Source organism: Acinetobacter modestus, assembly GCF_014636095.1.
Classification (GTDB): domain Bacteria; phylum Pseudomonadota; class Gammaproteobacteria; order Pseudomonadales; family Moraxellaceae; genus Acinetobacter; species Acinetobacter modestus.
Genome location: NZ_BMDV01000003.1, coordinates 361497 through 388011, shown reverse-complemented (window position 1 = coordinate 388011; position 26515 = coordinate 361497). Strand labels below are relative to the sequence as shown.

37 protein-coding genes and 1 pseudogene are annotated in these 26515 nt (G+C 41.6%); 7 read left to right on the top strand and 31 right to left on the bottom strand.

Going from position 1 to position 26515, the window contains the following annotated elements; translation table 11 throughout:
• Positions 1-43 precede the first annotated feature (43 nt).
• From rplQ to IEV17_RS09945, 29 genes and pseudogenes are all read right to left on the bottom strand, one after another.
• Positions 44-409 (bottom strand): 50S ribosomal protein L17, encoded by a 366-nt coding sequence (gene rplQ, locus IEV17_RS10085; RefSeq protein WP_004641032.1) that lies wholly within the window; start codon positions 407-409, stop codon positions 44-46.
• A gap of 18 nt (positions 410-427) precedes the next feature.
• On the bottom strand, positions 428-1435 hold the full coding sequence (locus IEV17_RS10080) for a DNA-directed RNA polymerase subunit alpha (RefSeq protein ID WP_004660372.1): 1008 nt from the start codon (positions 1433-1435) through the stop codon (positions 428-430).
• A gap of 18 nt (positions 1436-1453) precedes the next feature.
• Positions 1454-2080 (bottom strand): 30S ribosomal protein S4, encoded by a 627-nt coding sequence (rpsD, locus tag IEV17_RS10075; RefSeq protein WP_004641035.1) that lies wholly within the window; start codon positions 2078-2080, stop codon positions 1454-1456.
• A gap of 12 nt (positions 2081-2092) precedes the next feature.
• Positions 2093-2479, bottom strand: a complete 387-nt coding sequence (gene rpsK / locus IEV17_RS10070; protein WP_001040166.1) for a 30S ribosomal protein S11 — start codon at positions 2477-2479, stop codon at positions 2093-2095.
• Positions 2480-2498: 19 nt separating this feature from the next.
• Positions 2499-2855, bottom strand: coding sequence for a 30S ribosomal protein S13 (gene rpsM, locus IEV17_RS10065; protein ID WP_000090816.1), 357 nt, complete (start codon positions 2853-2855; stop codon positions 2499-2501).
• Positions 2856-2962: 107 nt separating this feature from the next.
• Positions 2963-3079 (bottom strand): 50S ribosomal protein L36, encoded by a 117-nt coding sequence (gene rpmJ / locus IEV17_RS10060; RefSeq protein ID WP_000867907.1) that lies wholly within the window; start codon positions 3077-3079, stop codon positions 2963-2965.
• A 20-nt stretch (positions 3080-3099) separates the two neighbouring features.
• Entirely contained in the window at positions 3100-4419 is a 1320-nt protein-coding gene (gene secY, locus IEV17_RS10055; protein ID WP_171062401.1) for a preprotein translocase subunit SecY, read from the bottom strand.
• A gap of 45 nt (positions 4420-4464) precedes the next feature.
• Positions 4465-4905 carry a 50S ribosomal protein L15 gene (gene rplO, locus IEV17_RS10050; protein WP_004660366.1) on the bottom strand — a complete coding sequence of 147 codons (441 nt, stop codon included), beginning with the start codon at positions 4903-4905 and terminating at the stop codon, positions 4465-4467.
• 3 nt (positions 4906-4908) lie between these two features.
• Entirely contained in the window at positions 4909-5085 is a 177-nt protein-coding gene (gene rpmD, locus IEV17_RS10045; RefSeq protein WP_003653652.1) for a 50S ribosomal protein L30, read from the bottom strand.
• Positions 5086-5091: 6 nt separating this feature from the next.
• Entirely contained in the window at positions 5092-5589 is a 498-nt protein-coding gene (gene rpsE / locus IEV17_RS10040; protein WP_004657688.1) for a 30S ribosomal protein S5, read from the bottom strand.
• Between the two features lie 2 nt (positions 5590-5591).
• On the bottom strand, positions 5592-5942 hold the full coding sequence (gene rplR / locus IEV17_RS10035; RefSeq protein WP_004660364.1) for a 50S ribosomal protein L18: 351 nt from the start codon (positions 5940-5942) through the stop codon (positions 5592-5594).
• A gap of 14 nt (positions 5943-5956) precedes the next feature.
• A complete protein-coding gene (gene rplF / locus IEV17_RS10030; protein WP_004660363.1) occupies positions 5957-6490 on the bottom strand; it encodes a 50S ribosomal protein L6 in 534 nt (177 codons plus the stop codon).
• Positions 6491-6503: 13 nt separating this feature from the next.
• Positions 6504-6899: a 30S ribosomal protein S8 gene (gene rpsH, locus IEV17_RS10025; protein WP_004660361.1), complete on the bottom strand. Its 396-nt coding sequence runs from the start codon at positions 6897-6899 to the stop codon at positions 6504-6506.
• Between the two features lie 12 nt (positions 6900-6911).
• Positions 6912-7217, bottom strand: coding sequence for a 30S ribosomal protein S14 (rpsN, locus tag IEV17_RS10020; protein WP_004660360.1), 306 nt, complete (start codon positions 7215-7217; stop codon positions 6912-6914).
• Positions 7218-7226: 9 nt separating this feature from the next.
• Positions 7227-7763 carry a 50S ribosomal protein L5 gene (gene rplE / locus IEV17_RS10015; protein ID WP_004660357.1) on the bottom strand — a complete coding sequence of 179 codons (537 nt, stop codon included), beginning with the start codon at positions 7761-7763 and terminating at the stop codon, positions 7227-7229.
• Between the two features lie 15 nt (positions 7764-7778).
• The gene (gene rplX / locus IEV17_RS10010; protein WP_004641054.1) at positions 7779-8096 is read right to left on the bottom strand and encodes a 50S ribosomal protein L24; all 318 of its coding nucleotides are present in this window, start codon (positions 8094-8096) and stop codon (positions 7779-7781) included.
• Between the two features lie 9 nt (positions 8097-8105).
• Positions 8106-8474, bottom strand: coding sequence for a 50S ribosomal protein L14 (gene rplN, locus IEV17_RS10005; protein WP_004657680.1), 369 nt, complete (start codon positions 8472-8474; stop codon positions 8106-8108).
• Between the two features lie 92 nt (positions 8475-8566).
• Positions 8567-8824 carry a 30S ribosomal protein S17 gene (gene rpsQ, locus IEV17_RS10000; RefSeq protein WP_004641057.1) on the bottom strand — a complete coding sequence of 86 codons (258 nt, stop codon included), beginning with the start codon at positions 8822-8824 and terminating at the stop codon, positions 8567-8569.
• Positions 8821-9018 carry a 50S ribosomal protein L29 gene (gene rpmC / locus IEV17_RS09995; protein WP_004660354.1) on the bottom strand — a complete coding sequence of 66 codons (198 nt, stop codon included), beginning with the start codon at positions 9016-9018 and terminating at the stop codon, positions 8821-8823. Before rpmC ends, rpsQ begins: the two co-directional genes overlap by 4 nt.
• On the bottom strand, positions 9018-9431 hold the full coding sequence (gene rplP / locus IEV17_RS09990; protein WP_004657678.1) for a 50S ribosomal protein L16: 414 nt from the start codon (positions 9429-9431) through the stop codon (positions 9018-9020). The genes rpmC and rplP overlap by 1 nt, the downstream gene beginning before the upstream one ends.
• Positions 9371-10187 (bottom strand): annotated as a pseudogene (rpsC, locus tag IEV17_RS09985) (30S ribosomal protein S3). Before rpsC ends, rplP begins: the two are co-directional and overlap by 61 nt.
• Position 10188: 1 nt before the next feature.
• A complete protein-coding gene (rplV, locus tag IEV17_RS09980) occupies positions 10189-10518 on the bottom strand; it encodes a 50S ribosomal protein L22 (RefSeq protein ID WP_004657676.1) in 330 nt (109 codons plus the stop codon).
• Between the two features lie 11 nt (positions 10519-10529).
• On the bottom strand, positions 10530-10805 hold the full coding sequence (gene rpsS / locus IEV17_RS09975) for a 30S ribosomal protein S19 (protein ID WP_004641066.1): 276 nt from the start codon (positions 10803-10805) through the stop codon (positions 10530-10532).
• Positions 10806-10818: 13 nt separating this feature from the next.
• Positions 10819-11643: a 50S ribosomal protein L2 gene (rplB, locus tag IEV17_RS09970; protein WP_004660349.1), complete on the bottom strand. Its 825-nt coding sequence runs from the start codon at positions 11641-11643 to the stop codon at positions 10819-10821.
• An 11-nt stretch (positions 11644-11654) separates the two neighbouring features.
• Entirely contained in the window at positions 11655-11975 is a 321-nt protein-coding gene (gene rplW, locus IEV17_RS09965; protein ID WP_004641070.1) for a 50S ribosomal protein L23, read from the bottom strand.
• Complete coding sequence (gene rplD, locus IEV17_RS09960; protein WP_004660347.1) at positions 11972-12574, bottom strand: 50S ribosomal protein L4; 603 nt, start codon at positions 12572-12574, stop codon at positions 11972-11974. The genes rplW and rplD overlap by 4 nt, the downstream gene beginning before the upstream one ends.
• An 11-nt stretch (positions 12575-12585) precedes the next feature.
• Positions 12586-13224, bottom strand: a complete 639-nt coding sequence (gene rplC, locus IEV17_RS09955) for a 50S ribosomal protein L3 (protein WP_004660344.1) — start codon at positions 13222-13224, stop codon at positions 12586-12588.
• A gap of 57 nt (positions 13225-13281) precedes the next feature.
• Positions 13282-13593 carry a 30S ribosomal protein S10 gene (gene rpsJ / locus IEV17_RS09950; protein WP_000070912.1) on the bottom strand — a complete coding sequence of 104 codons (312 nt, stop codon included), beginning with the start codon at positions 13591-13593 and terminating at the stop codon, positions 13282-13284.
• Positions 13594-13819: 226 nt separating this feature from the next.
• Entirely contained in the window at positions 13820-14548 is a 729-nt protein-coding gene (locus IEV17_RS09945) for a type 1 glutamine amidotransferase (RefSeq protein WP_004660342.1), read from the bottom strand.
• 167 nt (positions 14549-14715) lie between these two features.
• On the opposite strand from IEV17_RS09945, the gene IEV17_RS09940 reads away from it, so the two are divergent.
• From IEV17_RS09940 to IEV17_RS09915, 6 genes are all read left to right on the top strand, one after another.
• Positions 14716-15909 (top strand): PLP-dependent transferase, encoded by a 1194-nt coding sequence (locus IEV17_RS09940; RefSeq protein WP_004660340.1) that lies wholly within the window; start codon positions 14716-14718, stop codon positions 15907-15909.
• Positions 15910-15928: 19 nt separating this feature from the next.
• Entirely contained in the window at positions 15929-17476 is a 1548-nt protein-coding gene (locus tag IEV17_RS09935) for a helicase HerA-like domain-containing protein (RefSeq protein WP_004660338.1), read from the top strand.
• Between the two features lie 143 nt (positions 17477-17619).
• Positions 17620-18831: an NO-inducible flavohemoprotein gene (hmpA, locus tag IEV17_RS09930; RefSeq protein ID WP_004660336.1), complete on the top strand. Its 1212-nt coding sequence runs from the start codon at positions 17620-17622 to the stop codon at positions 18829-18831.
• A 79-nt stretch (positions 18832-18910) separates the two neighbouring features.
• A complete protein-coding gene (locus tag IEV17_RS09925) occupies positions 18911-19363 on the top strand; it encodes an RrF2 family transcriptional regulator (protein ID WP_004660334.1) in 453 nt (150 codons plus the stop codon).
• Between the two features lie 74 nt (positions 19364-19437).
• Positions 19438-20214, top strand: a complete 777-nt coding sequence (yihA, locus tag IEV17_RS09920; protein WP_004660333.1) for a ribosome biogenesis GTP-binding protein YihA/YsxC — start codon at positions 19438-19440, stop codon at positions 20212-20214.
• 129 nt (positions 20215-20343) lie between these two features.
• On the top strand, positions 20344-21288 hold the full coding sequence (locus IEV17_RS09915; protein ID WP_004660332.1) for a metal-dependent hydrolase: 945 nt from the start codon (positions 20344-20346) through the stop codon (positions 21286-21288).
• A 55-nt stretch (positions 21289-21343) separates the two neighbouring features.
• On the opposite strand, the gene IEV17_RS09910 is transcribed toward IEV17_RS09915, so the two are convergent.
• Entirely contained in the window at positions 21344-22585 is a 1242-nt protein-coding gene (locus IEV17_RS09910) for a dicarboxylate/amino acid:cation symporter (protein WP_004660330.1), read from the bottom strand.
• A 136-nt stretch (positions 22586-22721) separates the two neighbouring features.
• Entirely contained in the window at positions 22722-23594 is an 873-nt protein-coding gene (locus tag IEV17_RS09905) for an acyl-CoA thioesterase (RefSeq protein ID WP_004660328.1), read from the bottom strand.
• A 328-nt stretch (positions 23595-23922) separates the two neighbouring features.
• Here IEV17_RS09905 and plsB point away from each other — a divergent pair, with 328 nt between their 5' ends.
• The gene (plsB, locus tag IEV17_RS09900) at positions 23923-26478 is read left to right on the top strand and encodes a glycerol-3-phosphate 1-O-acyltransferase PlsB (RefSeq protein ID WP_004660325.1); all 2556 of its coding nucleotides are present in this window, start codon (positions 23923-23925) and stop codon (positions 26476-26478) included.
• Positions 26479-26515: the final 37 nt, after the last annotated feature.

The following is a 26515-nucleotide window of genomic DNA, read 5'->3' as shown; positions in this document are numbered from 1 at the left end:
CCGACCTTTTTTGGAACAACTGACTGTTCTACACGTAGAAGTATTATTTTACTTCACGGTCAACGAGTTCAACGTAAGCCATCGGTGCAGCATCACCTGCACGGAAGCCCGCTTTAAGAACACGAAGATAACCGCCGTTACGTTCTTTGTAACGAGGGCCAAGAACGGTAAATAATTTACCAACAGTTGCTGCTGAACGAGTACGAGCAAACGCTAAACGACGGTTTGCAACAGTATCGTTTTTAGCCAAAGTGATTAAAGGCTCAGCAACACGACGAAGTTCTTTCGCCTTAGGCAAAGTTGTCTTAATTAACTCGTGCTCTACTAAAGCATTTGTTAAGTTTTGAAACAACGCCTTACGGTGGCTGCTTGTACGGCCTAATTTCACACCACTATTACGATGACGCATGGTGATAGTCCTACTTAATTAACGGCTACGATAGGCAAATCGGTCATCCATACGGAGACTAGCTGGTGGCCAGTTCTCTAAACGCATGCCGAGTTGTAAACCTTTCGATGCCAAAACATCTTTGATCTCTGTTAACGATTTTTTACCCAAGTTAGGAGTTTTTAACAACTCAACTTCAGTACGTTGAACAAGATCACCAATGTAGTAAATATTTTCTGCCTTCAAACAGTTAGCAGAACGAACAGTAAGCTCGAGATCATCTACTGGACGAAGCAAAATTGGGTCAACTTCTTCGCGAGGTTCTTGAGCGACTGGAGTTTGATCTTTCTGAAGATCAACAAAAATTGCAATTTGTTGTTGCAAGATTGTTGCCGCTTTGCGGATAGCTTCTTCTGGATCAACAGTTCCGTTAGTCTCAAGATCGATCACTAACTTATCAAGATCGGTACGTTGTTCTACACGAGCATTTTCTACTGTGTAAGAAACACGCTTGATTGGGCTATAAGAAGCATCTAACTGTAAGCGACCTACTGGACGTGTTTCACCTTCTGGGAAACGAGAGTCAGATGTCTCATAACCACGACCTTGAGCTACTTTAAGGCGCATTTTCAATGAACCAGAAGAACTCAAAGTACCGATTAAATGATCAGGGTTAACCACTTCAACATTATGAGGTAAACGAAGGTCAGCTGCTGTTACGTCACCTGCACCTTGCTTCTCTAATGTTAAATATGCTTCATTTTGATCGAACAGCTTAATAGACAATCCTTTTAGGTTCAGCAAGAGCTCGACGATGTCCTGCTGCAAGCCTTCTAAAGTACTGTACTCGTGCTCGACGCCTTCTATCTCAACTTCAACCACAGCAGCGCCAGGTAAAGAAGACAATAGAATGCGACGTAAAGCATTACCTAGAGTATGACCAAAACCACGCTCTAAAGGCTCAAGAATCACTTTTGCCGAGGTCCCGCTCACCGCTTCGACCTTGATCGCTTGCGGAGTTAGAAACTCGTTTGCAGTACGCGTCATTTATTGCTACCTCAAGGATTATTTAGAATACAATTCTACAATCAAGCTTTCGTTGATTTCAGCAGGTAAATCAGAGCGATCTGGTGCAGCTTTAAACGTACCTTCCAACTTAGAATGATCAACTTCCATCCAAGCAGGGATACCACGTTGAGCAGCTAATTCAATAGCGTTTTTGATACGCAATTGTTGTTTAGCACCTTCATGCACTGCAATTACATCACCCGCTTTTACTTGAATAGACGCAATGTTTACACGACGACCATTTAAAGTAATAGAACGGTGAGATACTAACTGACGAGCTTCTGAACGTGTAGAACCAAAACCCATGCGATAAACTACGTTATCAAGACGGCTTTCAAGCAATTTCAACAAGTTTTCACCAGTTGCGCCTTTAACACGAGCTGCTTCTTTATAGTAGTTACTAAATTGACGCTCTAACACACCGTACATACGACGTACTTTTTGTTTTTCACGTAATTGTAGTGAATACTCAGATTGCTTACCACCACGAGCCTGACCATGTTGACCAGGTGCTTTATTGTGTTTTTTGGTTTTTACATCAAACGGTTTAACGCCTGATTTAAGTTGCAGGTCTGTCCCTTCGCGGCGAGAGAGTTTGCATTTTGGACCAATATAACGAGCCATGAATGTTTCTCCTTACACGCGACGTTTTTTAGGTGGACGGCAACCGTTGTGAGGAATTGGAGTCACATCGGTAATGCTGTTAATCTTATAACCCACTGCGCCTAATGCACGAACCGCAGACTCACGACCTGGACCAGGACCTTTTACAAGGACGTCTAGGTTTTTCAAACCGTAATCCAAAGCTGCTTTACCAGCAACTTCAGCAGCTACCTGAGCAGCGAACGGAGTTGATTTACGTGAACCACGGAAGCCTTGTCCACCTGAGGTAGCCCAAGCCAATGCATTACCTTGACGATCGGTAATCGTTACAATGGTGTTATTAAAAGACGCGTGAATGTGTGCAACACCTTCAGAGACGGTACGAGTGACCTTCTTGCGTGTGCGAGTATCTTTAGCCATCTTTTAGCTTCCAGAAATCTTACTTTTTAATCGGTTTGCGCGGACCTTTACGGGTACGTGCGTTAGTTTTGGTGCGTTGTCCACGAACAGGCAAGCTGCGACGATGACGAAGACCGCGGTAGCAGCCTAAATCCATTAAACGTTTAATGTTCATGGAAATTTCGCGACGTAAATCACCTTCGGTCGGAACCTTAGCAACTTCTGCACGAATCGCATCAAGCTGAGCATCATCTAATTCACGGATTTTTGTAGTTTCAGTGATACCTACAGTCGCTAAGATGTTCTTAGCAGTGTGGCGACCGATACCAAAAATATACGTGAGAGAGATAACAGCATGCTTGTTATCCGGAATGTTTACACCGGCAATACGAGCCATTCAATTTTCTCCAAAAAGGCAGTCAAGATAATCAACCGCCCCACAAAAATCTTGAGGGGCGGATAATAACCTAATTAGCCTACTGAAATCAACAGGTCTTAATTAAATTAACCTTGACGCTGCTTATGACGAGGTTCTGCGCTACAAATCACGCGAATAACCCCATTACGACGGATAACTTTGCAGCTACCACAAATTTTCTTTACAGAAGCTTGTACTTTCATGATGAAACCTCTAAGTGCGCTTATCCCTTAGGATGAGCAGTCGTTTTTCTCATTAACGTTTGATTATCATATTGATGCGAAGTAAGGTGCGCTTGAAGTTGCGCCATAAAGTCCATTACTACTACAACTACAATCAGTAAAGATGTTCCACCCAAATGGAATGGAATACTAAACGAACTTTGTAGCACCATAGGCATTAAACACACTACAGTAATGTAAATTGCACCAATAAAAGTCAAACGGTTAAGAATATGATCTAAATAACGAGCCGTTTGCTCACCTGGGCGGATACCAGGCACATATGCTCCGCTGCGTTTTAAGTTCTCTGCAACTTCTTTCGGGCTAAATACTAGCGCTGTATAGAAATAACAGAAGAAAATAATTAACGCACCAAACAGCATTAAATACAACGGCTGTCCAGGCGATAACACCAATGCCAGATCTTGTAGGCTACGCTTCACAATCCCTGCATTTGGATCAGCACTACCTAACCATTGTCCCAAACTCGCTGGAAATAATAACAGTGAGCTTGCAAAAATCGCTGGAATCACACCGGCCATATTAATTTTTAATGGCAAATGCGTTTGCTGTGCAGTAAAAACACGACGACCTTGTTGCTTTTGTGCATAGTTCACTGGAATACGACGTTGTGCTTTTTCAATAAACACAATCGCAGCTAAAACCGCTAATGAGAGTAAGCCAAATACAGCTAAACCAATTAAACTACCTTGACCATTATCTACAGACGTAAACGACTGTATTACAAGATTTGGCAAACCTGCCACAATACCTGCAAAAATGATCATCGAGATACCATTACCAACACCACGTTCGGTAATTTGCTCCCCTAACCACATCAGAAACATTGTTCCCGCAACTAACGAAGTAACTGCAGGAACATAGAATGCTAAGCCTGATGTCAAAGTAATACCTTGACTGATCAAACCAGCACACATCCCTACACCTTGCACGAGTGCAAGGAATAAGGTGCCATAACGTGTATATTGATTGATCTTTCGTTTGCCTTGCTCGCCTTCTTTTTTCAAAGCTTCTAACGAAGGAACAACCGTAGACATTAACTGCACGATAATCGATGCAGAAATGTACGGCATAATCCCTAACGCTAAAATCGACATGCGTTCTAATGCACCGCCAGAGAACATGTTAAATAAGCCTAAGAAGGTACCTTCATTCGCCTTAAAAAACCGTGCTAGCGCTATATTATCAATACCTGGCAACGGAATATGCGCTCCTAGTCGAAAGACCAATAACGCGCCAATCAAAAACATTAATCGACGAATAATTTCACGATATTTCACATGAAACGGTTGGCCTTTCATCATGTTTACATGACCTGAAGAACTAGGAGTCATAGACACTCGAGATTACTCCTCGACTTTACCGCCAGCAGCTTCAACAGCAGCTTTAGCGCCTTTAGTCAACACAACACCTTGAACAGTGAATGCGCGAGTGATTTCACCAGAAAGAACGATGCGAGCACGAATTTGATCACGACGAACAACGTTCGCAGCTTTTAAAGTTTCAAGGCTAATTACATCACCTTCAACTTTATTCAATTCAGACAAACGTACTTCAGCAGTTTTCAAAGCGATTTGGCTAGTGAAACCAAATTTTGGTAAACGACGATATAATGCTGTTTGACCGCCTTCAAAGCCTGGACGAGTACCACCACTTTTACGTGAGTTTTGACCCTTGATACCACGACCACCAGTCTTACCAACGCCAGAGCCGATACCACGACCTAGACGACGATTTTCACGCTTAGCACCTTCAGCAGGTGCAAGTTCATTTAAACGCAGAGTCATGGCTTATTCCTCTACACTAACCATATAGTAAACTTTGTTGACCATACCACGGTTAGAAGGCGTATCTTGCACTTCTACAGTATGACCAATACGACGCAGACCTAGACCTTGTAAGCAAAGTTTATGATTTTTTAAACGATGCGAAGAAGATTTAGTCTGGGTAACTTTAATCGTTTTCATGATTGATTACCCTTGAATTTGTTCTACTGAAAGACCACGTTTCGCAGCGACTTTCTCAGGAGAAGTCATATCACGCAAACCTTTGAAAGTTGCGTTTACTACGTTAGCAGCATTTGTAGAACCATAACATTTAGCAAGTACGTTATGTACACCTGCAGCTTCGAGAACAGCACGCATCGCGCCACCAGCAATTACGCCAGTACCTTCTGAAGCAGGTTGCATGTATACACGGCTTGCACCATGACGAGCATTCACAGGGTGTTGTAAAGTAGTCCCCGCAAGGTCTACAGTAATCATGTTACGACGTGCAGCTTCAAGTGCTTTAGAAATAGCAGCTGGAACTTCACGTGCTTTACCACGACCAAAACCTACACGACCATTACCATCACCCACAACAGTTAATGCTGTGAAAGAGAAGATACGACCACCCTTAACAACTTTGGCTACACGATCAACGGCAACCAGCTTTTCAACGAGACCTTCGTTTTGTTCAACTTTCGCCATGATTAGAACTCCAAGCCGCCTTCACGAGCAGCATCAGCCAAGGCTTTGATACGACCATGATATTTAAAACCAGAACGGTCAAATGCAACTTTAGTAACGCCAGCTGCTTTAGCACGTTCTGCGATTAAAGCACCAACCTTAGTTGCTGCATCGATATTACCAGTCGCACCACTACGCAAAGATGCATCTAAAGTTGAAGCTTGCGCTAAAACTTTGCCACCATCTGCTGAAATAACTTGAGCATAGATGTGACGCGGAGTGCGGTTTACACACAAACGAGTCGCACCCAATGCACGAATGTGCAAGCGTGTGCTTTTTGCACGACGCAAACGGGTTTGTTTCTTTTCGTTCATAAGAACCTCGCGCCTTATTTCTTCTTAGCTTCTTTACGAAGAATAACTTCATCCGAATAACGAACACCTTTACCTTTATATGGTTCAGGAGAACGGTATGCACGGATTTCCGCTGCTACTTGACCTAACAACTGCTTGTTTGCTGATTTCAAAATGATTTCAGTTGCAGTTGGAGTTTCCGCTGTTACACCTTCTGGTAAAGCGTAGTCAATTGGGTGTGAATAACCTAAAGCAAGGTTAACGACAGTGCCTTTAACTGCTGCTTTGTAACCAACACCAACTAGCTGTAACTTACGTTCGAAGCCTTCGCTAACACCTTTTACAAGGTTGTTCAATACAGCGCGAGCAGTACCAGCTTGCATCCAAGCATCTTTCGACTCTTTAACTGGAGCAAGTTGAAGTTTACCTTCTTCCTGTTTTAGCTCGACCAGCGCATGCAGGTTGAAAGACAATGTACCTTTAGTGCCTTTCACTTCGACCTGCCGGCCGTTCTGAGTAACTGTTACACCATTAGGTACAGTTACTGGGGCTTTAGCCACACGAGACATGAGGAATCACCTATTAAGAAACAAAAGCAATAACTTCACCACCAACGCCCGCAGCACGTGCAGCGCGATCAGTCATGATGCCTTTGCTTGTAGAAACAATTGCAATACCTAAACCTTGCTTAACGCTTGGAAGTGCATCTTTACCGCGATACTGACGTAGACCAGGACGGCTTACGCGCTTCACAGTTTCGATAACTGGTTTGCCTTCGAAATATTTTAACGTAATAGTCAAAGTAGCTTTTGCATCTTCTTGAGCAACTTCTACATTTGAAATATAACCTTCTTGTTGAAGAACGTTTGCAATAGCAACCTTCAACTTAGAAGAAGGCATAGAAACAACTTGTTTCTTTGCCATTTGAGCGTTACGAACACGCGTTAACATGTCGGCAACGGTATCTTGCATACTCATTATAGTCGCTCCTTACCAGCTTGCTTTAACAACGCCTGGTACATCACCCTGCATTACTGTATCGCGTAATTTGTTACGGCTTAAACCGAACTTACGGAAGTAACCATGAGGACGACCAGTTAAACCACAGCGGTTACGAAGACGTACTGGAGATGCATTACGTGGTAATGCTTGTAACTTCATCATCGCTTCGAAACGTTCTTCATCAGATGCATTTACGTTTGCAATCGTTGCTTTTAATTCAGCACGTTTTGCAGCGTATTTAGCAACTGTCTTTTCGCGTTTCAATTCGCGATTAATCATACCTTTCTTAGCCATATCGACCTCTTATTTGAACGGGAAGCCGAATGCACGCATAAGCGCACGGCCTTCGTCATCGCTACGAGCAGTGGTCGTAATAGTGATATCTAGACCACGGATACGATCAATTTTGTCAAAATCGATTTCAGGGAAAACGATCTGCTCTTTTAAACCCATAGAGTAGTTACCACGACCATCAAATGATTTCGAAGAGAAACCACGGAAGTCACGGATACGAGGGATAGCGATCGAGATCAAACGATCCAAGAATTCGTACATTTGGTCGCCACGTAAAGTAACTTTACAACCAATTGGCCAACCATCACGGATTTTAAAACCAGCGATTGATTTACGTGCAAGTGTCACAACTGGTTTTTGACCAGCAATGAGTTGCATATCAGCAACAGCACCATCTAATAATTTCTTATCAGTTGCAGCTGCGCCTACACCCATGTTAAGAGTGATTTTCGTGATGCGAGGAATATCCATCACATTCTTAACGCCAAGTTCTTCTTGTAACTTCGCTTTAAGTTCGTCGTTATAACGTGCTTTAAGTCTGGCCATCGCCTATTCAACCTATTACTTCGCTACCGCCACTGATTCACCATTTGATTTATAAACACGAGTTTTCGCGCCATCAATCACTTGGTAACCAATACGGTCAGCCTTTTGGGTTGTAGCATTAAAAATTGCCACGTTTGAAATATGAAGCGTTGCCTCTTGAGTAACGATACCGCCTTCAGCGCCAGTTACACGGTTTGGCTTTTGATGCTTCTTCACTAAGTTAAGACCTTCGACCTTAACTCGATCTTCAGAAACAGACAAAACAACACCTTGTTTGCCTTTTTCTTTACCTGCGATCACAATTACTTGATCGCCTTTTTTAATCTTAGCCATGATTGCCTCTTATAAAACTTCAGGAGCCAATGAAATGATTTTCATGAACTGTTCAGTACGAAGTTCACGAGTCACTGGTCCGAAGATACGAGTAGCAATCGGAGCTTTGTTGTTGTTCAAAATAACAGCTGCGTTATCGTCGAAACGAATAACAGAACCATCTGGACGACGGATGCCGAATTTTGTACGTACAACTACAGCATTCATCACGTCACCTTTTTTAACACGTGCGCGCGGAATTGCTTCTTTTACAGTAACTTTAATAATATCGCCAACTGAAGCATAACGACGGTGTGAACCACCAAGTACTTTAATACATTGTACGCGGCGTGCACCACTGTTGTCTGCTACGTCGAGCATACTTTCGGTTTGAATCATTGCCCTACTCCAAAACCGAGCATCACCGGTCGCAATTTCGAAAGGCTCAAAGAGTACTCGAAATTGTCCGATGATGCAACAAGAACGTCTAATTACTCAGCAGCTGCTTCAACGACTTCCACTAAAGTCCAAGCTTTAGTTTTAGAAATTGGGCGGCTTTCTTTGATGGTCACTAAGTCGCCAGTTTTAGCAACATTGTTCTCATCATGAGCGTGTAATTTAGTTGAACGGCGGATTGATTTGCCGTACAACGGGTGTTGAACGCGGCGTTCAATAAGCACAACAATAGACTTGTCCATTTTGTCACTTACAACTTTGCCGGTTAACGTGCGGACTGTTTTTTCACTCATTGTCCGTTCCCCTGTTTTTCGGTAAGGAGTGTCTTGATACGAGCAATTGTCTTACGAGCAATTTGCACTTCATGCGATTTGCCTAATTGACCAGTTGCTTTCGCCATACGAAGACGGAATTGGTTAAGCTGTTGCTCATCAAGCAAAGCTTTCAACTCTTCTACCGACTTTTCACGTAGATCTTTAATTTTCATTACATCACCGTCCGAGTCACGATAGTGGTTTTAAACGGGAGTTTAGCTGCAGCTAAAGCAAAAGCTTCACGCGCTAACTCATCGCTAACACCTTCAATTTCGTACAGGATCTTACCTGGCTGGATCTGACAAACCCAGTATTCCACGCTACCCTTACCTTTACCCATACGAACTTCTAATGGTTTTTCGGTAATTGGTTTGTCTGGGAATACGCGGATGAAGATTTTACCACCACGTTTAATACGACGGCTAATGGTACGACGTGCAGCTTCAATCTGACGCGCAGTCATACGACCACGTTCAGTTGCTTTAATTGCAATCGAACCAAATGATACTGTACTACCACGATGCGCTAGACCTGTGTTACGGCCTTTGTGCACTTTACGGAATTTGGTACGTTTAGGTTGCAACATGGATTATTCTCCCTTGTCAGCAGCACGGTCACCGCGACGACCACGACGCTCTTGACCTTCACCACGACCACGACCACGTTTAGCTGGACGTTCTTCAGCAGGAGCAGGGTTCATGACTTGTTTCATGCCACCTAAAATCTCGCCACGGAAAATCCAAACTTTAACACCGATCGTACCGTATGTTGTTTCTGCACGCATAGTAGCATAGTCGATGTCAGCACGAAGTGTATGCAAAGGTACACGACCTTCACGATACCACTCAGTACGAGCGATCTCTGCACCACCTAAACGGCCAGAAACTTCAACTTTGATACCTTTAGCGCCAGCACGCATTGTGTTTTGAACCGCACGCTTCATAGCACGACGGAACATAACACGCTTTTCTAATTGAGAAGCAATTGCTTCAGCAACTAAACGTGCGTCCAAGTCAGGGCGATCAATTTCATTGATGCTAACTTGAGCTGGAACACCCATAATATTGGTGAGTTCGCGCTGTAATTTCTCAATATCTTCGCCTTTCTTACCGATAACGATACCAGGACGAGCAGTGCTAATTGTTACTTTAGCAGCGCCTGTAGGACGCTCGATAAGAATATTGCTTACCATCGCATTCTTAAGTTTTTTAAGCAAAAACTCACGAACTTGAAGATCTTTAAGCAAGTATTCAGCGTATTGTTTCGGACTCGCGTACCAGTTAGCGTTATGACGTTTCACAACACCTAGGCGGATACCGATTGGATGAACCTTCTGACCCATATCAAACCCCTACCTTAACGGTGATGTGACAAGTACGCTTAGTAATACGATCTGCACGGCCTTTAGCACGTGGCATGATACGTTTAAGGCTCATGCCTTCATCAACGTAAATCGTAGTTACTTTAAGGTCATCAACATCTAAGCTGTTGTTGTGTTCAGCATTCGCGATTGCAGATTCAAGTGCTTTTTTAACGAGCACAGCCGCTTTCTTGTTACTGAAGTTCAAAATGTCTATCGCACGTGCAACCGACTTACCACGGATCAAATCAGCAACTAAACGTGCTTTTTGTGCCGAGATAGCGGCACCGCGTAATTTAGCAGTTACTTCCATCATAGCACCTATTAACGTTTAGACTTCTTATCAACACCGTGACCACGATAGGTACGAGTTGGCGCGAATTCACCCAATTTATGACCAACCATGTGTTCAGTAACAATTACTGGAACGTGGTTACGGCCATTGTGAACAGAAATTGTTAAACCAACAAAGTCTGGAAGGATCATTGAACGACGTGACCATGTTTTGATCGGCTTACGGTTGTTAGCAGCAATCGCAGCTTCAACCTTAGCGAACAAATGCGCGTCGACGAATGGACCTTTTTTTAATGAACGAGGCATTATTCAGATTCCCTTACTTGACGCGACGGTCGCGAATAATCATCTTAGTCGTACGCTTATTGGTACGTGTCTTGTACCCTTTAGCTTTTTGACCCCATGGACTTACAGGTTGAATACCTTTACTACGTCCTTCACCACCACCGTGCGGGTGATCTACCGGGTTCATCGCCATACCACGAACAGTAGGACGAATACCACGCCAGCGCGCAGCACCAGCTTTACCCAATGAACGAAGGTTGCTTTCTTGGTTAGAAACTTCACCAATTACAGCACGACATTCAACGTGTACTTTACGCATTTCACCAGAACGTAAACGAACGATAGCGTAAGAACCATCACGACCCAACAACTGAACTGAAGTACCAGCAGAACGTGCTAATTGAGCACCTTTACCGATTTTAAGTTCAAGGTTGTGAAGTGTAGAACCGATTGGCATGTTGCGAAGTGGTAAGCAGTTACCTGGACGAATTGGAGCATCGTTACCAGATTGTACTTTATCACCAGCACGTAAGCCTTTAGGTGCAATGATGTAACGACGCTCACCATCAGCATATTTCAATAAAGCAATATGAGCTGTACGGTTAGGATCGTATTCGATGCGCTCTACAGTCGCTGGAATACCATCTTTGTTACGTTTAAAGTCAACAATACGGTAGTTTTGCTTATGACCACCACCCACGTGACGTGTAGTGATGTGACCATTGTTATTACGACCACCAGTACGTTTTTTAGCTTCTACCAACGGTGCATAAGGAGCGCCTTTGTGAAGATGGTCATGAACCACTTTCTCTACAAAGCGACGTCCTGGAGACGTTGGCTTACATTTTTGAATTGGCATAATTCTCGTCCTTATTCCGCTGCGTTTTCAGCGGTATCGCCCAAGTCAGCCATTTCTACATCTTGGCCAGCTTTCAGGGTGACGTATGCTTTTTTCACATCAGAACGACGTCCTAATGTTTTACCAAAGCGTTTTGTTTTACCTTTAGTGATCGTTGTATTGATTTTTACAACTTCAACACCAAAGAGCTGCTCAACTGCTTTTTTGATTTCAAGTTTGTTTGCATTTAATGCAACTTTGAACACTTGAACACCAGCAGTATCACCTAAAACTTGTGCTTTTTCTGAGAATACTGGTCCTAATAGGACTTGATAGATACGTTCGTTGTTCATCCGAGTTCTACCTCAATTTTCTTAGCAGCAGCTACAGACATTACAACTTTATCAAATGCAATCAAGCTAACAGGATCAATAGCAGTAGCATCAACCACATCAACGTGTGGAAGGTTGCGAGCTGCAAGATACAAGTTCTCATCTACAGCATCTGTAATGATCAATGCACGAGTTGCATTCAAGTCTGTAAGTTTTGCAAGCAAGTCTTTAGTTTTTGGAGCTGCAACAGCAAACTCTTCAACTAATACAAGACGATCTTGGCGAACAAGTTCAGCTAAGATACATTGCATTGCACCGCGATACATCTTACGGTTTACTTTTTGAGACCAATCTTGTGGGCGAGCAGCAAAAGTTTTACCACCACCAACCCAGATAGGGCTACGAATAGAACCCGCACGAGCGCGACCAGTACCTTTTTGACGGAATGGTTTTTTACCACCGCCAGAAACGTCTGCACGTGATTTCTGAGCTTTCGAACCTTGACGACCACCAGCTAAGTAAGCTGTAACAACTTGGTGTACAAGCGCTTCGTTAAACTCACGTCCGAAAGCAACTTCAGACAATTCAACAGCAGAGCCGGAAACAGTTTTTAAATTCACAGTATTTCCCCTCAGGCCTTGATGGTAGGACGTACAATAACGTCACCATTCGTTGCACCAGGAACAGCACCTTTAACAACTAAAACAGAACGTTCAGCGTCAATAGATACAATTTCAAGACCTTGAACTGTTACGCGTTCATCACCTAAGTGACCAGCCATTTTCTTGCCTTTGAACACGCGACCAGGAGTCTGGTTTTGACCTGTAGAACCTAATACACGGTGAGATACAGAGTTACCATGAGTAGCATCTTGCGTACGGAAATTCCAACGCTTAACACCACCTTGGAAGCCTTTACCTTTTGATTGACCAGTTACGTCAACAATTTGACCAACTGTGAACAAATCAACACCGATAGAAGCACCAACTTCACGGCCTTCAAGCTCAGCTTCAGTAACACGGAACTCTTTAACTAAACGACCAGCAGCAACACCCGCTTTCGCGAAATGACCTTTCTGAGCGTTAGTTACGCGCGATTCGCGACGTTCACCAGTAGTTACTTGGATTGCTTGATAACCATCAGTTTCAAGTGTTTTGATTTGCGTAATGCGGTTTGGATCGACTTCGATAACTGTAACAGGTACAGATACACCAGCATCTGTAAAGACGCGAGTCATACCACATTTGCGACCGACTAAACCAATAGCCATGTGCATAAACCTCTAAAAAAGCGGCCTAATTAACTTAACGTTAATTAACCGAAAGCCTTAACCCAAAGCGATCTGAACATCAACACCAGCAGCAAGATCTAACTTCATCAATGCATCAACAGTTTTATCTGTAGGTTGAACGATGTCGATCAAACGTTTATAAGTGCGGATTTCGTACTGATCACGAGCGTCTTTGTTGACGTGTGGTGAAGTAAGAACGTTGAAGCGTTCGATGCGAGTAGGCATCGGGATTGGACCACACACTTGTGCGCCAGTACGCTTAGCGGTTTCTACGATCTCTTGAGCAGATTGATCAATCAGGCGATGATCAAAAGACTTCAAACGGATACGAATTCTCTGGTTAGACATACCAGTAAACTCCAAGCCAAAAATATAAAGAATCACCCATGACGCACCTCACCTTATTGGTAAGTGTCAAGGGCAGTGAAAATCACTAAGGTCATGATCGATGCCACGACTGTAATGCGTTGACTACTTTCTTCGTAGTGAACGCCCTCTATTTGAGGGTCGCCCATTATAACGATTGTTTAAGTCTTATGCAATTCTTCTTTTATTTTTTTAGTTTTATACTTGGTTAAGCATTCACCACATACTCTATCGCTCGATTTAGTAATTGATTGCCTTGTTCAAACTTACTTTTAATCGTTTTTTTTAATTCTGCGATTGGCTGAACATATTGACCATTAAACACCGCGCTATCTTCTTCATTCTCAATCAACAATTGTAAAGCATGTGGTGTCATTTCAGGATGAAATTGAAATCCCAGTACATTGCGCCCAATTTGATACATTTGATTTTGACAAACATTATTCTGCGCTAAACGGACTCCTCCACGGGGTATTTCGAAGGTTTCGCTATGCCACTGCATAATGTTAATTTTTTCTGGTATTTGAAAGTAATTTTCAGGTACGTGTGAAACACGACCTACGTCCATCCAACCCAGTTCTTGATGTTGATTTCGACTCACAGATGCACCAAGTGCATTAGCAATCAGTTGCCCCCCTAAACATAAACCAATCGCAGGTTTACCCGCAGAGAGATAACGTCTTAACCATCTTTTTTCCAATTTTAACCAAGGATAATTTGCCTCATCATTCACACTCATGGTTCCTCCCATAATGATCAGTAAATCAACTTCATCAATATTAGGTAGAGCCTCCAATTCAAGAGGTAAATCAACGGGTAAAGCAAAGAACTCTGTGGCGGTAATTTTTGCTTGATGTGCCTTTAAATAGTCATAGCAACTGCCAAAACCTTCACCAGCAATGTGCTGAAAATAATGCACTCTTAAATGCGACTTCATGCGCGTAAACCTATTGTAGTTAGAATGATAATTAGTCTTAGCAAAAATAAAGCCAGTTTTGACTAAAAGCTTTGATTCGTAACGATTCTGTACAAAATATGCAAATGACTAGCAGGATTCGATATTTTCTCTTAACCTAAATCATTCTATTGATTTAATTTTGCCCCATGACTAAACAAAATAGCTTACAAACCACACTCATTCATGCACCACGCCAAGCTCCCCAATACATAGAAACGATTCAACCTCCCCTATTTCGTGCATCAACGATTATTTTTAAAACAACAGCGCACCTTTTTGATCGCCACTGGACTGACCCTTATGATTATAGTTATGGCACACACGGTACACCAACGACTTTCACATTAGGAGATAATATTGCTCGAATTGAAGGTGGAAATTATTGTTTACTTGCACCCAGTGGCTTATCTGCAATCAATTTAGTAAATAGTACTTTTTTAAGCTCAGGGGATGAAGTTTGGGTTGCAGACAATATTTATGGCCCGAATCTGGAACACTTAAAGAATCTGCAAGACCGCTACGGCATTCACGTCAAAATCTACAACCCAATTGATGCGAATAGCTTTCAACCGACTGAAAAAACTAAATTGATCTGGATAGAGGCGGCAGGTTCTGTCACTTTAGAGTTTCCCGACCTCAAAAATCTGGTTAAAAAAGCGCAGCAAGCAAATGTTCTGACTGCACTGGATAATACATGGGGTGCTGGACTGGCTTTTAATGCATTTGATTTTTCAGATGAGCATCTGTCTGTCGACATCACTATACATGCGCTAACTAAATATCCAAGTGGCGGTGGCGATATTTTAATGGGTTCAGTAGTTACACGAGATCCGCAATTACATCATAAACTCTACCGTATGCATGCAACCCAAGGGATCTGTGTTTCAGGCGACGATACTGCACAAATCCAACGCAGCTTGGCTCATATGCCACTTCGTTATGAACAACAATCTAACAGTGCAATAGCAGTGCTTGATTGGCTAAAGCAAAAAGCTCAATTTTGCCAAGTTTTACATCCAAGTGATGCCAATTCAGCAGGTCATTTATTTTGGCAACAAGTCTGTGAAACAGGAAAAAGTGCAGGCTTAGTCAGTGTCATTTTCAAACCTGAATATGATTTCGCAGCAATTCGAAAATTCTGCGATAGCTTAAACTTATTTAAGTTGGGATTCAGTTGGGGCGGCCCTGTCAGCCTTGTTATGCTTTATGATTTGAAACAGATGAGAGAACTAGAAAATACACATTTACAACAAGGTTTATTGGTTCGCTTCTGCATAGGACTAGAAGATCCAAACGATTTAATCCAAGATATTCAAAACGCACTAAAACAACTCGAATGAAATAAAGCATAGGTGAAGAATGAATACACCCATTGTTATTGCAAAAAAAACCACAGATACAACACAAGATATTGTTTTACATTCTCAATTTGCAAACCGCCACGGTTTAATTGCAGGTGCGACAGGCACAGGTAAAACAGTGACTCTCAAGGTACTAGCCGAAAGTTTCTCACGGTTGGGCGTACCTGTCTTTTTGGCAGATGCTAAAGGTGATGTCTCTAGTCTGGCTAAAGCAGGTAGCACTAGTCCTAAGTTTGACGAACGTTTAAAAAACTTACAACTTACCCCCATTCCATTTGCTGCTTCGCCTGTTATTTTTTGGGATTTATTTGGGCAACAAGGTCATCCTATTCGTACCACAATTTCAGAAATTGGTCCGTTACTTTTGGCACAAATGCTCAATCTGAATGACACACAAGAAGGCGTTCTTTCGGCCGTTTTCCGCGTTGCAGATGATCAAGGGCTTTTATTAATTGATTTCAAAGACCTTAAAGCAATGCTGACCTATGTCAGCGAAAATGCAGCCGAATTAAAAGCCGAATATGGCAACCTTTCTCCAGCTAGTCTTGGGGCGATTCAACGTAATTTATTGGCTTTAGGTGATCAAGGTGGAGAGCAATTTTTTGGTGAGCCTAGCCTGAATATCCTCGATTTTATTCAGACCGATACGCAAGGTCAGGGTTACATTAATATCTTAGCTGCCGACAAGTTGATGAATACGCCAAAGCTTTATGCCACATTCTTACTATGGATGATGTCAGAACTGTTTGAACAGTTGCCTGAAGTGGGTGATATGGACAAACCAAAGTTGGTATTCTTTTTCGATGAAGCGCATCTATTGTTTGATAATGCCAGTCCAGCCTTACAACAAAAGATTGAGCAAGTAGTACGTCTCATTCGCTCGAAAGGCGTGGGGATTTATTTTATTACCCAGAACCCACTTGATCTGCCAGAAAGCGTTTTAGGACAATTGGGGAATCGCGTACAACATGCCTTACGCGCCTTCACCCCCAAAGATCAAAAAGCAGTCAAAACTGCGGCGGATACTTTCCGCGCCAATCCTGAGTTTAAAGTTGATCAAGCGATTACCGAACTCGCAGTCGGTGAAGCATTGATTAGCTGCCTTGATGAACAAGGAACACCACAAATCGTGGAACGGGGCTGGGTCATGCCCCCTTACTCTTCATTTACGCCAATTACTCCAGAAGAACGCCAAGTCATTATTGGGCAAAGTATTGTCGCAGGGGTCTATGATCAAGCAGTAGATCGGGACAGTGCCTATGAAATGCTGCAAAAGAAAGTGCTACAACAGTCTCAACAAAAACAGGCAGATGAATTAGAAAAGCAGCAAAGTAAAGAACAAGATGCTTTAGCCAAACAACAAGCGAAAGAGCAAGAACGCTTTGCGAAAGAGCAACAAAAAGCCGCAGAGAAAGCACAACGAGATCGCGAAAAACTCACCCAAGATATTGTGGGAACTTTTGCAAAAAGTGCGGCTCGTAGCTTAGGCGGCTCTACAGGTCAAAAGATCGTTCGCGGTTTACTTGGTTCATTATTTGGCAAATAAAAATCTTTATTATTTTAAAAATCAGGGGATAATCATTTATCCCCTATTTTTTTTATGGCTTTAATCAAAACAGATCTTGCAAATAAATTTTATAAGGTATATTTTAAATATATCTTATAAATGATAGCCAAGAGAGATCACCCATGACTCCGCAGCAAATTGACCTTGTAAAAGCCACTGTACCTGTACTCCGTGAAAATGGTGTGGCACTCACTGGTTACTTTTACAATCGTATGTTAGGCAACAACCCAGAATTAAAAGAAACCTTTAACATGGGGCATCAACGTAGCGGCGCACAAGCACAAGCACTTGCTGGCGCAGTTTTGGCGTATGCAGAAAATATCGAAGACCCTTCTGTACTTTTACCTGTGGTCGAATTGATTGCGCACAAACATGTTAGTTTGAATATTCAATCACCTGATTACAGTATTGTGGGTGAGAACCTACTGCACTCTATCAGTGAAGTACTGAATATCTCGATGGAAGATCCATTGATTGGTGCATGGGCTGCTGCGTATGGTCAATTAGCTGACTTATTTATTAGCACTGAAAAAGCGATCTATGATCAACATCAACAAACCAAAGGCAGTTGGTTAGGTTGGCGTAATTTCAAAATTGCCAAGAAAGTCGTTGAGAGTGATGAAATCACTTCATTCTATCTAGCACCTGTAGATGGCGGTGAGTTACCAAAATATGAAGCAGGTCAATATATTTCAGTTCGCGTGTTTGTACCTGAACTCAATTTAAGACAGCCACGTCAATATACGCTTTCAACGAGCCCTCAAGCAGATTACTTACGTATTTCAGTCAAACGTGAAGATGAAAAAGGTGAGTTAGCAGGTGGTTGGGTATCCAGTACGTTACATAGCTTAGCTGAGGGTTCAGAAATTGAAGTTTCTGCACCAACAGGTAACTTCTATTTAATTAATAGCAGCAAACGTAATGTATTTATTAGTGGTGGTGTAGGTTTAACGCCAATGATTGCAATGCTCAATCAATTGGTGACTTTAGATATGCCGCAACCTGTGAGCTTTATTCATGCTTGCCGCAGCAGCCAAGTACATGCCATGAAAAAGCATATCCATGAACTAAAAGCAAAGTATCCACGTCTGAGCACATTCACTGCTTATGAGTTTCCTCATCAAGGTGACGTGTTAGGCGAAGATTATGATGCAGCGGGTCGCTTAGATTTAGTGTCAATGGATGCTGGATTATTACCAGCCAATGCAGACTATTATTTGTGTGGTCCAATGCCATTTATGGCAGAGCAACATAAAGCTTTAGTTGCTCGTGGCATCCCTGCTGAAAATATCCATAGCGAAGCATTCGGTACGGGTGGCGTAAAACTCAGCTAATCGGTGCTGCGTTTTGCATAGGGCTAGTCTATGTTAGACTAGCCCTTTCTGTTTAAAGCAATAGATTGAGTGAAAAGCCATGCAACTCAATAAGTTTACTGATTATGCACTCAGAATCTTAATGTATGTCGCTCGTCCGAGTGATGTACCGTATACGATTGCAGATATTGCACGGGACTTGCATGTATCCCAAAACCATTTAGTGAAAATCGTTCACTTCATGGGAAAACAGCATTGGATCGTAACGATTCGCGGCAAAGGCGGTGGACTTCGTTTAAATCCAGAGGCTAAAAGTCTAAAATTAGGTGAGATTGTTCGTATCTTACAAGGCAATCATCAAATCGTAGAATGTAATACGCCACCTTGTGTTTTACGCTCTCATTGCGGACTTAAAAGTATTTTGGATCAAGCTTTAGAATGTTTTTATCAAAGCCTAGATCAATATACACTTGGAGAAGTGGTGCAATATGGCATTCTTCCCTCTTCTACAAATTCAAATATTGATTTTTTACAACTCGTTCAAAAAGCCTAAACATCAAGATTCGCACGAATCTCTCACATCCTTTATAATAGTCGTTGCTATTTCAATTCAAAAAGTAAGCTTCTATGCGTCGTAGTGAAAAATCGAAAGACACCAAAGCCAAACTCGCACCTAAACAAAAAATCAGTTATGAAAAAAAGACTGATCCTGCTGTAACCGCGTATGCAGTGCAGTCTTTGACTTGGTTACGCCAAGCTGAATTTTTGATGAGTGCGCCTAAACTGGATTTGTGCGTAGAAGATACAGGTTATGAAATCGCATTTGCAGGTCGTTCTAATGCAGGAAAATCGAGTGCAATTAATGCCTTAACTAATCAAAAGCAACTCGCACGCGCTTCAAAAAGACCTGGGCGCACGCAAATGATCAACTTTTTTAGCTTAGGTAATCCAGATCAACGTTTGGTTGATTTACCAGGTTATGGTTATGCAGCCGTCCCTGAAGCCATGAAAATCGTATGGCAGAAAGAACTTGAGAACTATCTAATCCATCGTAAAAGCTTACAAGGCTTGGTACTTTTGATGGACATCCGCCATCCATTACAACACTTTGACTTAATGATGCTGGAATGGGCACATTCACGTCATTTGTTTGTACACATCCTGCTCACCAAAGCAGATAAATTAAACCGTGGCCCTGCCAATAAAGTACTATTAGAAATTAAGCAGCAGTTGAAGAAAATGAAACTTGATTTCTCGATTCAATTATTCTCTTCACTCAATCGAATTGGTTTAGAAGAATTGGCAAGCGTCATGGGTGGCCGTTTAAATTTCACACTTGATCAACCAGCAGAATTTGACCTTGATCAGATCCCAGAAGCTTCAGAAATAGATGTTGAAGAATAAATAATGCATTTTATGCAACTTGATGCATTAAATAATTTCTAATTGTCCCGAATTGCTAAACACAAACACTAGGTAGTTTTCATATACTGCTTAGTGTTGGTTCATTGCACTATCGATTAGGACTAAACGATGAAATTACTATCATTTATGAAGAACAAAGTTCTTGGTTCTTCGATTGACTATAAAATTCTCCCACGCAAAGTGAAGTTTGACTGGGAAAAAACACCAGTGGATTGGATTCCAAACCAGCCTTATGCCAGTTATTTTATTAATGAAATTAACAATATTTTGCCTGCTGGTGAGTTTTGGTTCTGCCGCTTATACAACAAAGTTCTTCCAGAAATTACTGATGAAAAATTAAAACAAGACGTTCAAGCATTTATTCGCCAAGAAGCGATGCATGCGGTTGCACATACGTCTGCGAACAAAGAATATCTTAGCCAACGTAATATTGATATTCAGCGTAATCTCGATATTATGGATTTCTTATTTAACAAAGCTTTAGCTGATAAGCCTTTTGGTAAAGAAGTTCCTAAAATACTTGACCATCAATGGGATTTGTTCCGTCTAGGCGTCATTGCAACAGTTGAACACATGACTTGTGTATTGGGTAAATACGCACTGTACAACAAACGTTGGGAAGAGCTCGGTGCCGATCCTGAAATGATTGATCTGATTAAATGGCATGGTTCTGAAGAAATCGAACATCGTACCGTTGCCTTTGATCTATATCGTCATTTAGGTGGTGGTTATATTGCACGTTATTACATGAGCGTAGCTGTAATCGTGGGTGTACTTGGTTTATGGGTTGATGGCGCGGCACATATCATGGGTCAAGATCCTCGTTTTGCTGACAAAAAACCGAGCTTATTTAGACCATGGGTTTGGATGGAATGGTACAAAATTGGTCGTCAAGATAATCAGGTTTTACCAAATCCAATTTGGTTAGTCGCTCAACAAATCGACTATCTCATGCCTTGGTATGATCCTGTGAAAGAAGGTAATACTCAAGATGCTGTGAATTATTTAAATAATTCACCGGCAGCAAAACGCGCTTTACAACAAGCTGCATAAGCATTTCAATAAAAAAGCAGGAGTCTTCTCCTGCTTTTTTATTTCTTAAATCGCATCAACTTGATTCAACTTCTGCTTGCTTAGCATAACGATCAACAACAACACTGATCATCATATCACCCTGTACATTCACTACTGTTCGTACAGTATCTAATACTCGATCAATCGGTAATAAAATCGCAATCGCTTCCGCAGGCAAACCAACTGATTGTAAAACCATAATCATGGTCACCATACCTGCGCTAGGAATACCTGGTGCTCCCAATGAAGCAATCATGGCAGTTAAACATACAATAATTTGCTGTGTTAAACTCAAGTCCAAGCCCATCAAATTTGCAATAAATAAAGCGGCGGCTGCCTCATAAAGTGCAGTACCATCCATATTTAATTGTGTTCCTAAAGGAATCACAAATCCTGCCGTCTGTGGTCGCACACCTAAATTTTCTTGTGCACATTTCATACTGAGTGGCATCGTCGCGGAACTTGAACTGGTCGCAAATGCAGTGACCAAAGCTGTGCGTGCACCTTTAAAGAAAGTGATTGGATTCATTTTTCCAAAAATCCAAAGTAATGCCGGCAAAACAACAGCACCGTGAAAAATCGTTGTTCCTGTGACAACAACTGCGAATTCTACTAAACGACTTAACACGGAAAGATCTTCGGTCGCGATCAATTTAGCAAGCAATGCAAAGATACCGATTGGCGCTAGCTTCATCACCCAGCCCACAAGCATCATCATCATGACAAAGAATTGTTGGCAAGTATTGCGAACCAAGCTAAAGCTTTCACCCCCTTTGACTAATGCGACTCCAAGGAATAACGCAAAGACCACAACTGCAAGTACATTACCCTCACTAAATGCTTTAAAAGGATTGATCAAGGTATTTTGGATAAAACTGGTCAGAAAACTTGAAGGCGTCAGCGTATCTGGCGTCTGATGGTTTTGCATGGCTTCTTGGAAGATTTGAATATCTACGCCTTTGCCTACTTCAAATAGATGTGCACAACTAATCCCTAAAATCAAAGCTAAGGTTGTCGTCGTGAGACAGCTTAATGCTGTAATTTTCCAAACTCTTCCAAATTGTCCACCAGCCTGTAAATTTGAAACACCCACAACGATCGAACTAAAAATAAGTGGGATGAGCAACATTTTTAGTAAACCAATAAAAATACTGCTTAAAATCCCTAGCCCATACAAACTATGTTCAACAAAACTAGTCTGCGGATACAAAGTTAAGAAGAACCCATATATAACACCCAGTACGGCTGCGATTAGAATTTGTGTATTTAAATTCATTCTGATTAATAAAATATTTTAGCTTGTGGGTACTATGGCACGCTCATATTGAAGAATCGAGCAATTTTTTGTCACAACCTTATGACAAAAAAAGCCATCTAAACGATGGCTTTAATTTGAGTTTTTCAGATCTAATTTACTGAGTTTCAATTTCTCTCAATCGAATTAGACCTTCTTGCACAGTGCTACATACCAGCTGACCATTCTGCCACATGCGTCCAAAATTCAGACCACGTGAACTAGCACTAATTGTTGCTTCCATATCGTAAAGCATCCAATCATCAGCACGTAACGGGCGATGGAAGTAAATGGTGTGATCAATGCTTGCACATTGTAAATTTGGCGAAATCCAAGATAACCCGTGTGGACGCAGTGCAGTAGTCATCAAAGTAAAGTCTGAATAAAACGCAACGATGGCTTGATGTAATGAAACGTCATCAACATTTTCTGCAATACGATCATGGGTACGAATGTAGTGCGCATAATATGGTGCTTCAGGCTGCGGCTGAAAAGGATTAACTGGTCGAGTTGGTCTAATTTCCACATGACGTTCGCGCATAAAACTCGTACGTGCATTTTCTGGAACGAAGTTGAGCATACTTTCTTTTAATTCTTTCTCAGACTTCAGCTCTTCAGGACTCGGATACTCTGGTTCTTTATGTTGATAATTTAAGCCTTCTTCTGGATTAGCAAAAGATACCATCGCCGAGAAAATTGTACGTCCATGTTGGATCGCACGCACTTGTCGACTTGCAAAACTTTTACCATCTCGCAATGGATCAACTTCATAAATGATCGGTGCATCGACATCACCACCATATAAAAAATAAGCATGCAACGAATGTGCTGGACGGTTTGTAGTATATGACGCCGCTCTTAATGCTTGTCCAAGAACTTGCCCACCGAATACTCGTTTCCCAACCAAATTGCGACTGTTGCCTCGGAAAATATGTTCTTCCAACTTTTCCAAAGTCAAAAGTTCAACCAGTTCTTGAGTTAACGCATTCATGTAATAGCCTTCCAACATCAATGAGGAGAGATCAACTAATCCATTCAGGATTGATCATTTCGATTGTGCCACAAATTCCAATAAATATGCTCAGGATAAAATGATTCATCCGTCACATTAATCTTTATTTATAACCGCTAAAAATACGATTTTTAACGATAAAATCTACCAAATACGCTATATTTTGTCAGAAAATAACATATCGTTTCATGGCAGAATATCGCAGAATGTCGTGTTGACGTTTGTGTTCATCGAGCTATGCCGTACGCTGTGGTTTACGGCACTATAACAACGCCTCATGCTCAAGGTTATCATTTAGGAGTTTGTAATGTCCAAGACTGGATTTGGTCAAATGTATCGCCAACTTTCGAGTAAGTTACTTGACCTTGTGGTCACTCCACATGTTCTTGGTGAAGTTCCTACAGAATCAACAACAACTGAGCAAAGCACACCAGATTCAAATAAAGTGATTTGCTATGTACTACAAAATTATTCACGTAGTAATGCTTTGGTAGTTGATGGTGAAACGCGTCGCCTTCATCTAAAGCCAGCTTTGGATGCCATGAGTTTTGGAACTTATCACGAAAAAAACTCGGTTCTATTTTTACATCAAAATGAAAATAACTTTTTTAATACTCAAACATATCCCCCACGCCTTCTACAGTTGATCGAAGCATTAGAACAAAATCAAGAAGTAGATGTTCAATTAGTTCCCGTTACAGTACTTTGGGGACGCTCACCTGATAAAGAAGATTCATGGTTTAAATTATTATTTTCTGATACTTGGGCAACACCAGGTACAGTTAAACAACTCATGAATATTGGCTTACATGGGCGTGATTCATATTTAGAATTCCATGAGCCTCAATCTCTACGTGAATTGGTAGATTATGCCAAGAAACATCATCCAAATATTTCCCCTGCAACTTATATTTCAAGCTCTTTAGATACTTATCTAGATCAGCAACGTGAAGTCGTACTGGGTCCTGACTTATCTGATCGCCGTAATGTGATGCAGTCAGTAGTAAAAGCACGTGATGTACAAGATGCCATCCGTCGTGAAAGCATTCAGCATAAAATCAGCATGCTTGAGGCAGAACGCCGCGCAATTGGCTATGTCAATGAAATCGTTTCTGATTATTCAGCGTCAGCAGTACGCTTCGCAGATATGGCTTTAACGCGATTATGGACACAACTGTATGACGGCGTTGAAGTTCATAATTTCAGTACAGTTCGCGAACTTGCGAAAGACTATGAAATTATTTACACACCATGCCACCGTAGCCATATCGACTATTTATTATTGTCCTATGTGATTTATAAACGTGGCTTGATGATTCCATATATTGCTGCGGGTGATAACCTGAACTTACCTTTTGTAGGTCAGTTATTGCGTGGAGGCGGTGCATTTTTCATACGCCGCTCATTCCGCGGAAATGCACTGTATACTTCTGTATTCAAAGAATATTTATACAGCATTCTATCGCGCAATACGCCTATCGAGTACTTCATTGAAGGTGGTCGTTCACGTACTGGTCGCTTGCTACCACCGAAGACAGGTATGCTTGCAATGACCGTACATGGTCATTTACGCGGTCGTGCTAAGCCAATCGTATTCTTACCGACGTATATTGGTTATGAGCGCTTGATGGAAGGCTCAACTTATGTAGGTGAAATGCAAGGTAAGCCAAAAGAAGCAGAATCAATTTTCGGTATCGTCAAAACTTTACGTAAAATTGAAAGAATTTTTGGCAAGGTACACGTTAACTTTGGTGAACCTGTTTTCCTCGATGATATTTTAAAGCAGCATAATGCAGATAAAATTCAGATCGAAAAAAATGATGCGCCAATTCCAGCCGAAGTATCGAATGTTGTTTCAAGCTCAGCTAATGTTATTTTAGAAAATATTAATCGTGCAGTGGTCATCAACCCTGTTTCCTTATTATCTTTGATCTTATTAGCAACACCAAAGCATACATTAGATGAAGAGATCTGTGCGAAACAGCTTGATATTTATCGTGATTTAGCGACTCAACAACCGTATGATGAACGCACGCAAGTCACTTCTTTATCAGGTAAAGAGATCATTGCTTATGGTCTAAAGCTCAAACTGATCAAACGTGTGCAGCATGTTCTAGGTGATATTATTGCCATAGAAGACAACCAAGCCGTTTTATTAACCTATTTCCGTAACAACATCTTACATGCTTTTGTCTTACCATCACTGGTTGCATCATTGGTTGAACATAACGGTAAGATTAATAAAACAGATTTAAGCAATGTGATTCGTACATTGTATCCATTCTTAAAAGCTGAATTATTCATGAAGTGGAAAGCTTCTGAATTGCAACAGCACATTGATAACTATATCAACGCACTCGTTCAAATTGGTCTAATTTTCCAAGATCATGATGGTAACTTATTTAGCCCAACACCAAACAGTGAAGAGCATCAAAAACTTTTGACTTTAGGCATGCCAGTTAAACAAAGCTTAGAGCGTTATTACATGACGCTTGCACTGATTACCCAACGTGGTTCTGGCAACATTTCAACCAAACAAGTCGAAGAGTTAAGTCACTTATTAGGTCAGCGCTTATCTGTACTATATGAATTTAACTCACCTGAGTTCTTTGATAAGTCTTTATTCCAGAGCTTTATTAAGGTTCTAACACAACAAAATTATATTCGTAATAATGAACATGGTTTCATTGAATATGATGATAATTTCAGTGAAATGGCAGCAGGTGCGCAGTTAGTACTTGATGAAACGACCTTGCAGATGTTGCAGCACATCACAACATTTACAGATGAAGAACTTGCAACCGCTTTAGAAGCAATGGCTTCTCAACAGGCAAAACGTCGTTTAAAACGCAAGAAAGCTTAATTGTTCAGTATTCACTTTTGATGGGTTAGTCAAAAAT

Excerpts from the sequence above, each read along its gene's own strand:
- rplQ (WP_004641032.1), bottom strand. The coding sequence starts at position 409 with ATGCGTCATCGTAATAGTGGTGTGAAATTAGGCCGTACAAGCAGCCAC.
- IEV17_RS10080 (WP_004660372.1), bottom strand. The coding sequence starts at position 1,435 with ATGACGCGTACTGCAAACGAGTTTCTAACTCCGCAAGCGATCAAGGTC.
- rpsD (WP_004641035.1), bottom strand. The coding sequence starts at position 2,080 with ATGGCTCGTTATATTGGTCCAAAATGCAAACTCTCTCGCCGCGAAGGG.
- rpsK (WP_001040166.1), bottom strand. The coding sequence starts at position 2,479 with ATGGCTAAAGATACTCGCACACGCAAGAAGGTCACTCGTACCGTCTCT.
- rpsM (WP_000090816.1), bottom strand. The coding sequence starts at position 2,855 with ATGGCTCGTATTGCCGGTGTAAACATTCCGGATAACAAGCATGCTGTT.
- rpmJ (WP_000867907.1), bottom strand. The coding sequence starts at position 3,079 with ATGAAAGTACAAGCTTCTGTAAAGAAAATTTGTGGTAGCTGCAAAGTT.
- secY (WP_171062401.1), bottom strand. The coding sequence starts at position 4,419 with ATGAAAGGCCAACCGTTTCATGTGAAATATCGTGAAATTATTCGTCGA.
- rplO (WP_004660366.1), bottom strand. The coding sequence starts at position 4,905 with ATGACTCTGCGTTTAAATGAACTTGCACCTGCTGAAGGTGCTAAGCGT.
- rpmD (WP_003653652.1), bottom strand. The coding sequence starts at position 5,085 with ATGAAAACGATTAAAGTTACCCAGACTAAATCTTCTTCGCATCGTTTA.
- rpsE (WP_004657688.1), bottom strand. The coding sequence starts at position 5,589 with ATGGCGAAAGTTGAACAAAACGAAGGTCTCGTTGAAAAGCTGGTTGCC.
- rplR (WP_004660364.1), bottom strand. The coding sequence starts at position 5,942 with ATGAACGAAAAGAAACAAACCCGTTTGCGTCGTGCAAAAAGCACACGC.
- rplF (WP_004660363.1), bottom strand. The coding sequence starts at position 6,490 with ATGTCTCGTGTGGCTAAAGCCCCAGTAACTGTACCTAATGGTGTAACA.
- rpsH (WP_004660361.1), bottom strand. The coding sequence starts at position 6,899 with ATGAGTATGCAAGATACCGTTGCCGACATGTTAACGCGTGTTCGTAAC.
- rpsN (WP_004660360.1), bottom strand. The coding sequence starts at position 7,217 with ATGGCTAAGAAAGGTATGATTAATCGCGAATTGAAACGCGAAAAGACA.
- rplE (WP_004660357.1), bottom strand. The coding sequence starts at position 7,763 with ATGGCCAGACTTAAAGCACGTTATAACGACGAACTTAAAGCGAAGTTA.
- rplX (WP_004641054.1), bottom strand. The coding sequence starts at position 8,096 with ATGGCTAAGATTAAAAAAGGCGATCAAGTAATTGTGATCGCAGGTAAA.
- rplN (WP_004657680.1), bottom strand. The coding sequence starts at position 8,474 with ATGATTCAAACCGAAAGTATGCTCGACGTAGCAGACAACAGTGGTGCA.
- rpsQ (WP_004641057.1), bottom strand. The coding sequence starts at position 8,824 with ATGAGTGAAAAAACAGTCCGCACGTTAACCGGCAAAGTTGTAAGTGAC.
- rpmC (WP_004660354.1), bottom strand. The coding sequence starts at position 9,018 with ATGAAAATTAAAGATCTACGTGAAAAGTCGGTAGAAGAGTTGAAAGCT.
- rplP (WP_004657678.1), bottom strand. The coding sequence starts at position 9,431 with ATGTTGCAACCTAAACGTACCAAATTCCGTAAAGTGCACAAAGGCCGT.
- rplV (WP_004657676.1), bottom strand. The coding sequence starts at position 10,518 with ATGGAAGTAACTGCTAAATTACGCGGTGCCGCTATCTCGGCACAAAAA.
- rpsS (WP_004641066.1), bottom strand. The coding sequence starts at position 10,805 with ATGCCTCGTTCATTAAAAAAAGGTCCATTCGTCGACGCGCATTTGTTC.
- rplB (WP_004660349.1), bottom strand. The coding sequence starts at position 11,643 with ATGCCAATTCAAAAATGTAAGCCAACGTCTCCAGGACGTCGCTTTGTA.
- rplW (WP_004641070.1), bottom strand. The coding sequence starts at position 11,975 with ATGAACAACGAACGTATCTATCAAGTCCTATTAGGACCAGTATTCTCA.
- rplC (WP_004660344.1), bottom strand. The coding sequence starts at position 13,224 with ATGGCTATTGGTTTAGTCGGTCGCAAATGTGGTATGACTCGCGTCTTT.
- rpsJ (WP_000070912.1), bottom strand. The coding sequence starts at position 13,593 with ATGTCTAACCAGAGAATTCGTATCCGTTTGAAGTCTTTTGATCATCGC.
- IEV17_RS09945 (WP_004660342.1), bottom strand. The coding sequence starts at position 14,548 with ATGAAGTCGCATTTAAGAGTGCATTATTTTCAGCACATTGCTGGTGAA.
- IEV17_RS09940 (WP_004660340.1), top strand. The coding sequence starts at position 14,716 with ATGACTAAACAAAATAGCTTACAAACCACACTCATTCATGCACCACGC.
- IEV17_RS09935 (WP_004660338.1), top strand. The coding sequence starts at position 15,929 with ATGAATACACCCATTGTTATTGCAAAAAAAACCACAGATACAACACAA.
- hmpA (WP_004660336.1), top strand. The coding sequence starts at position 17,620 with ATGACTCCGCAGCAAATTGACCTTGTAAAAGCCACTGTACCTGTACTC.
- IEV17_RS09925 (WP_004660334.1), top strand. The coding sequence starts at position 18,911 with ATGCAACTCAATAAGTTTACTGATTATGCACTCAGAATCTTAATGTAT.
- yihA (WP_004660333.1), top strand. The coding sequence starts at position 19,438 with ATGCGTCGTAGTGAAAAATCGAAAGACACCAAAGCCAAACTCGCACCT.
- IEV17_RS09915 (WP_004660332.1), top strand. The coding sequence starts at position 20,344 with ATGAAATTACTATCATTTATGAAGAACAAAGTTCTTGGTTCTTCGATT.
- IEV17_RS09910 (WP_004660330.1), bottom strand. The coding sequence starts at position 22,585 with ATGAATTTAAATACACAAATTCTAATCGCAGCCGTACTGGGTGTTATA.
- IEV17_RS09905 (WP_004660328.1), bottom strand. The coding sequence starts at position 23,594 with ATGAATGCGTTAACTCAAGAACTGGTTGAACTTTTGACTTTGGAAAAG.
- plsB (WP_004660325.1), top strand. The coding sequence starts at position 23,923 with ATGTCCAAGACTGGATTTGGTCAAATGTATCGCCAACTTTCGAGTAAG.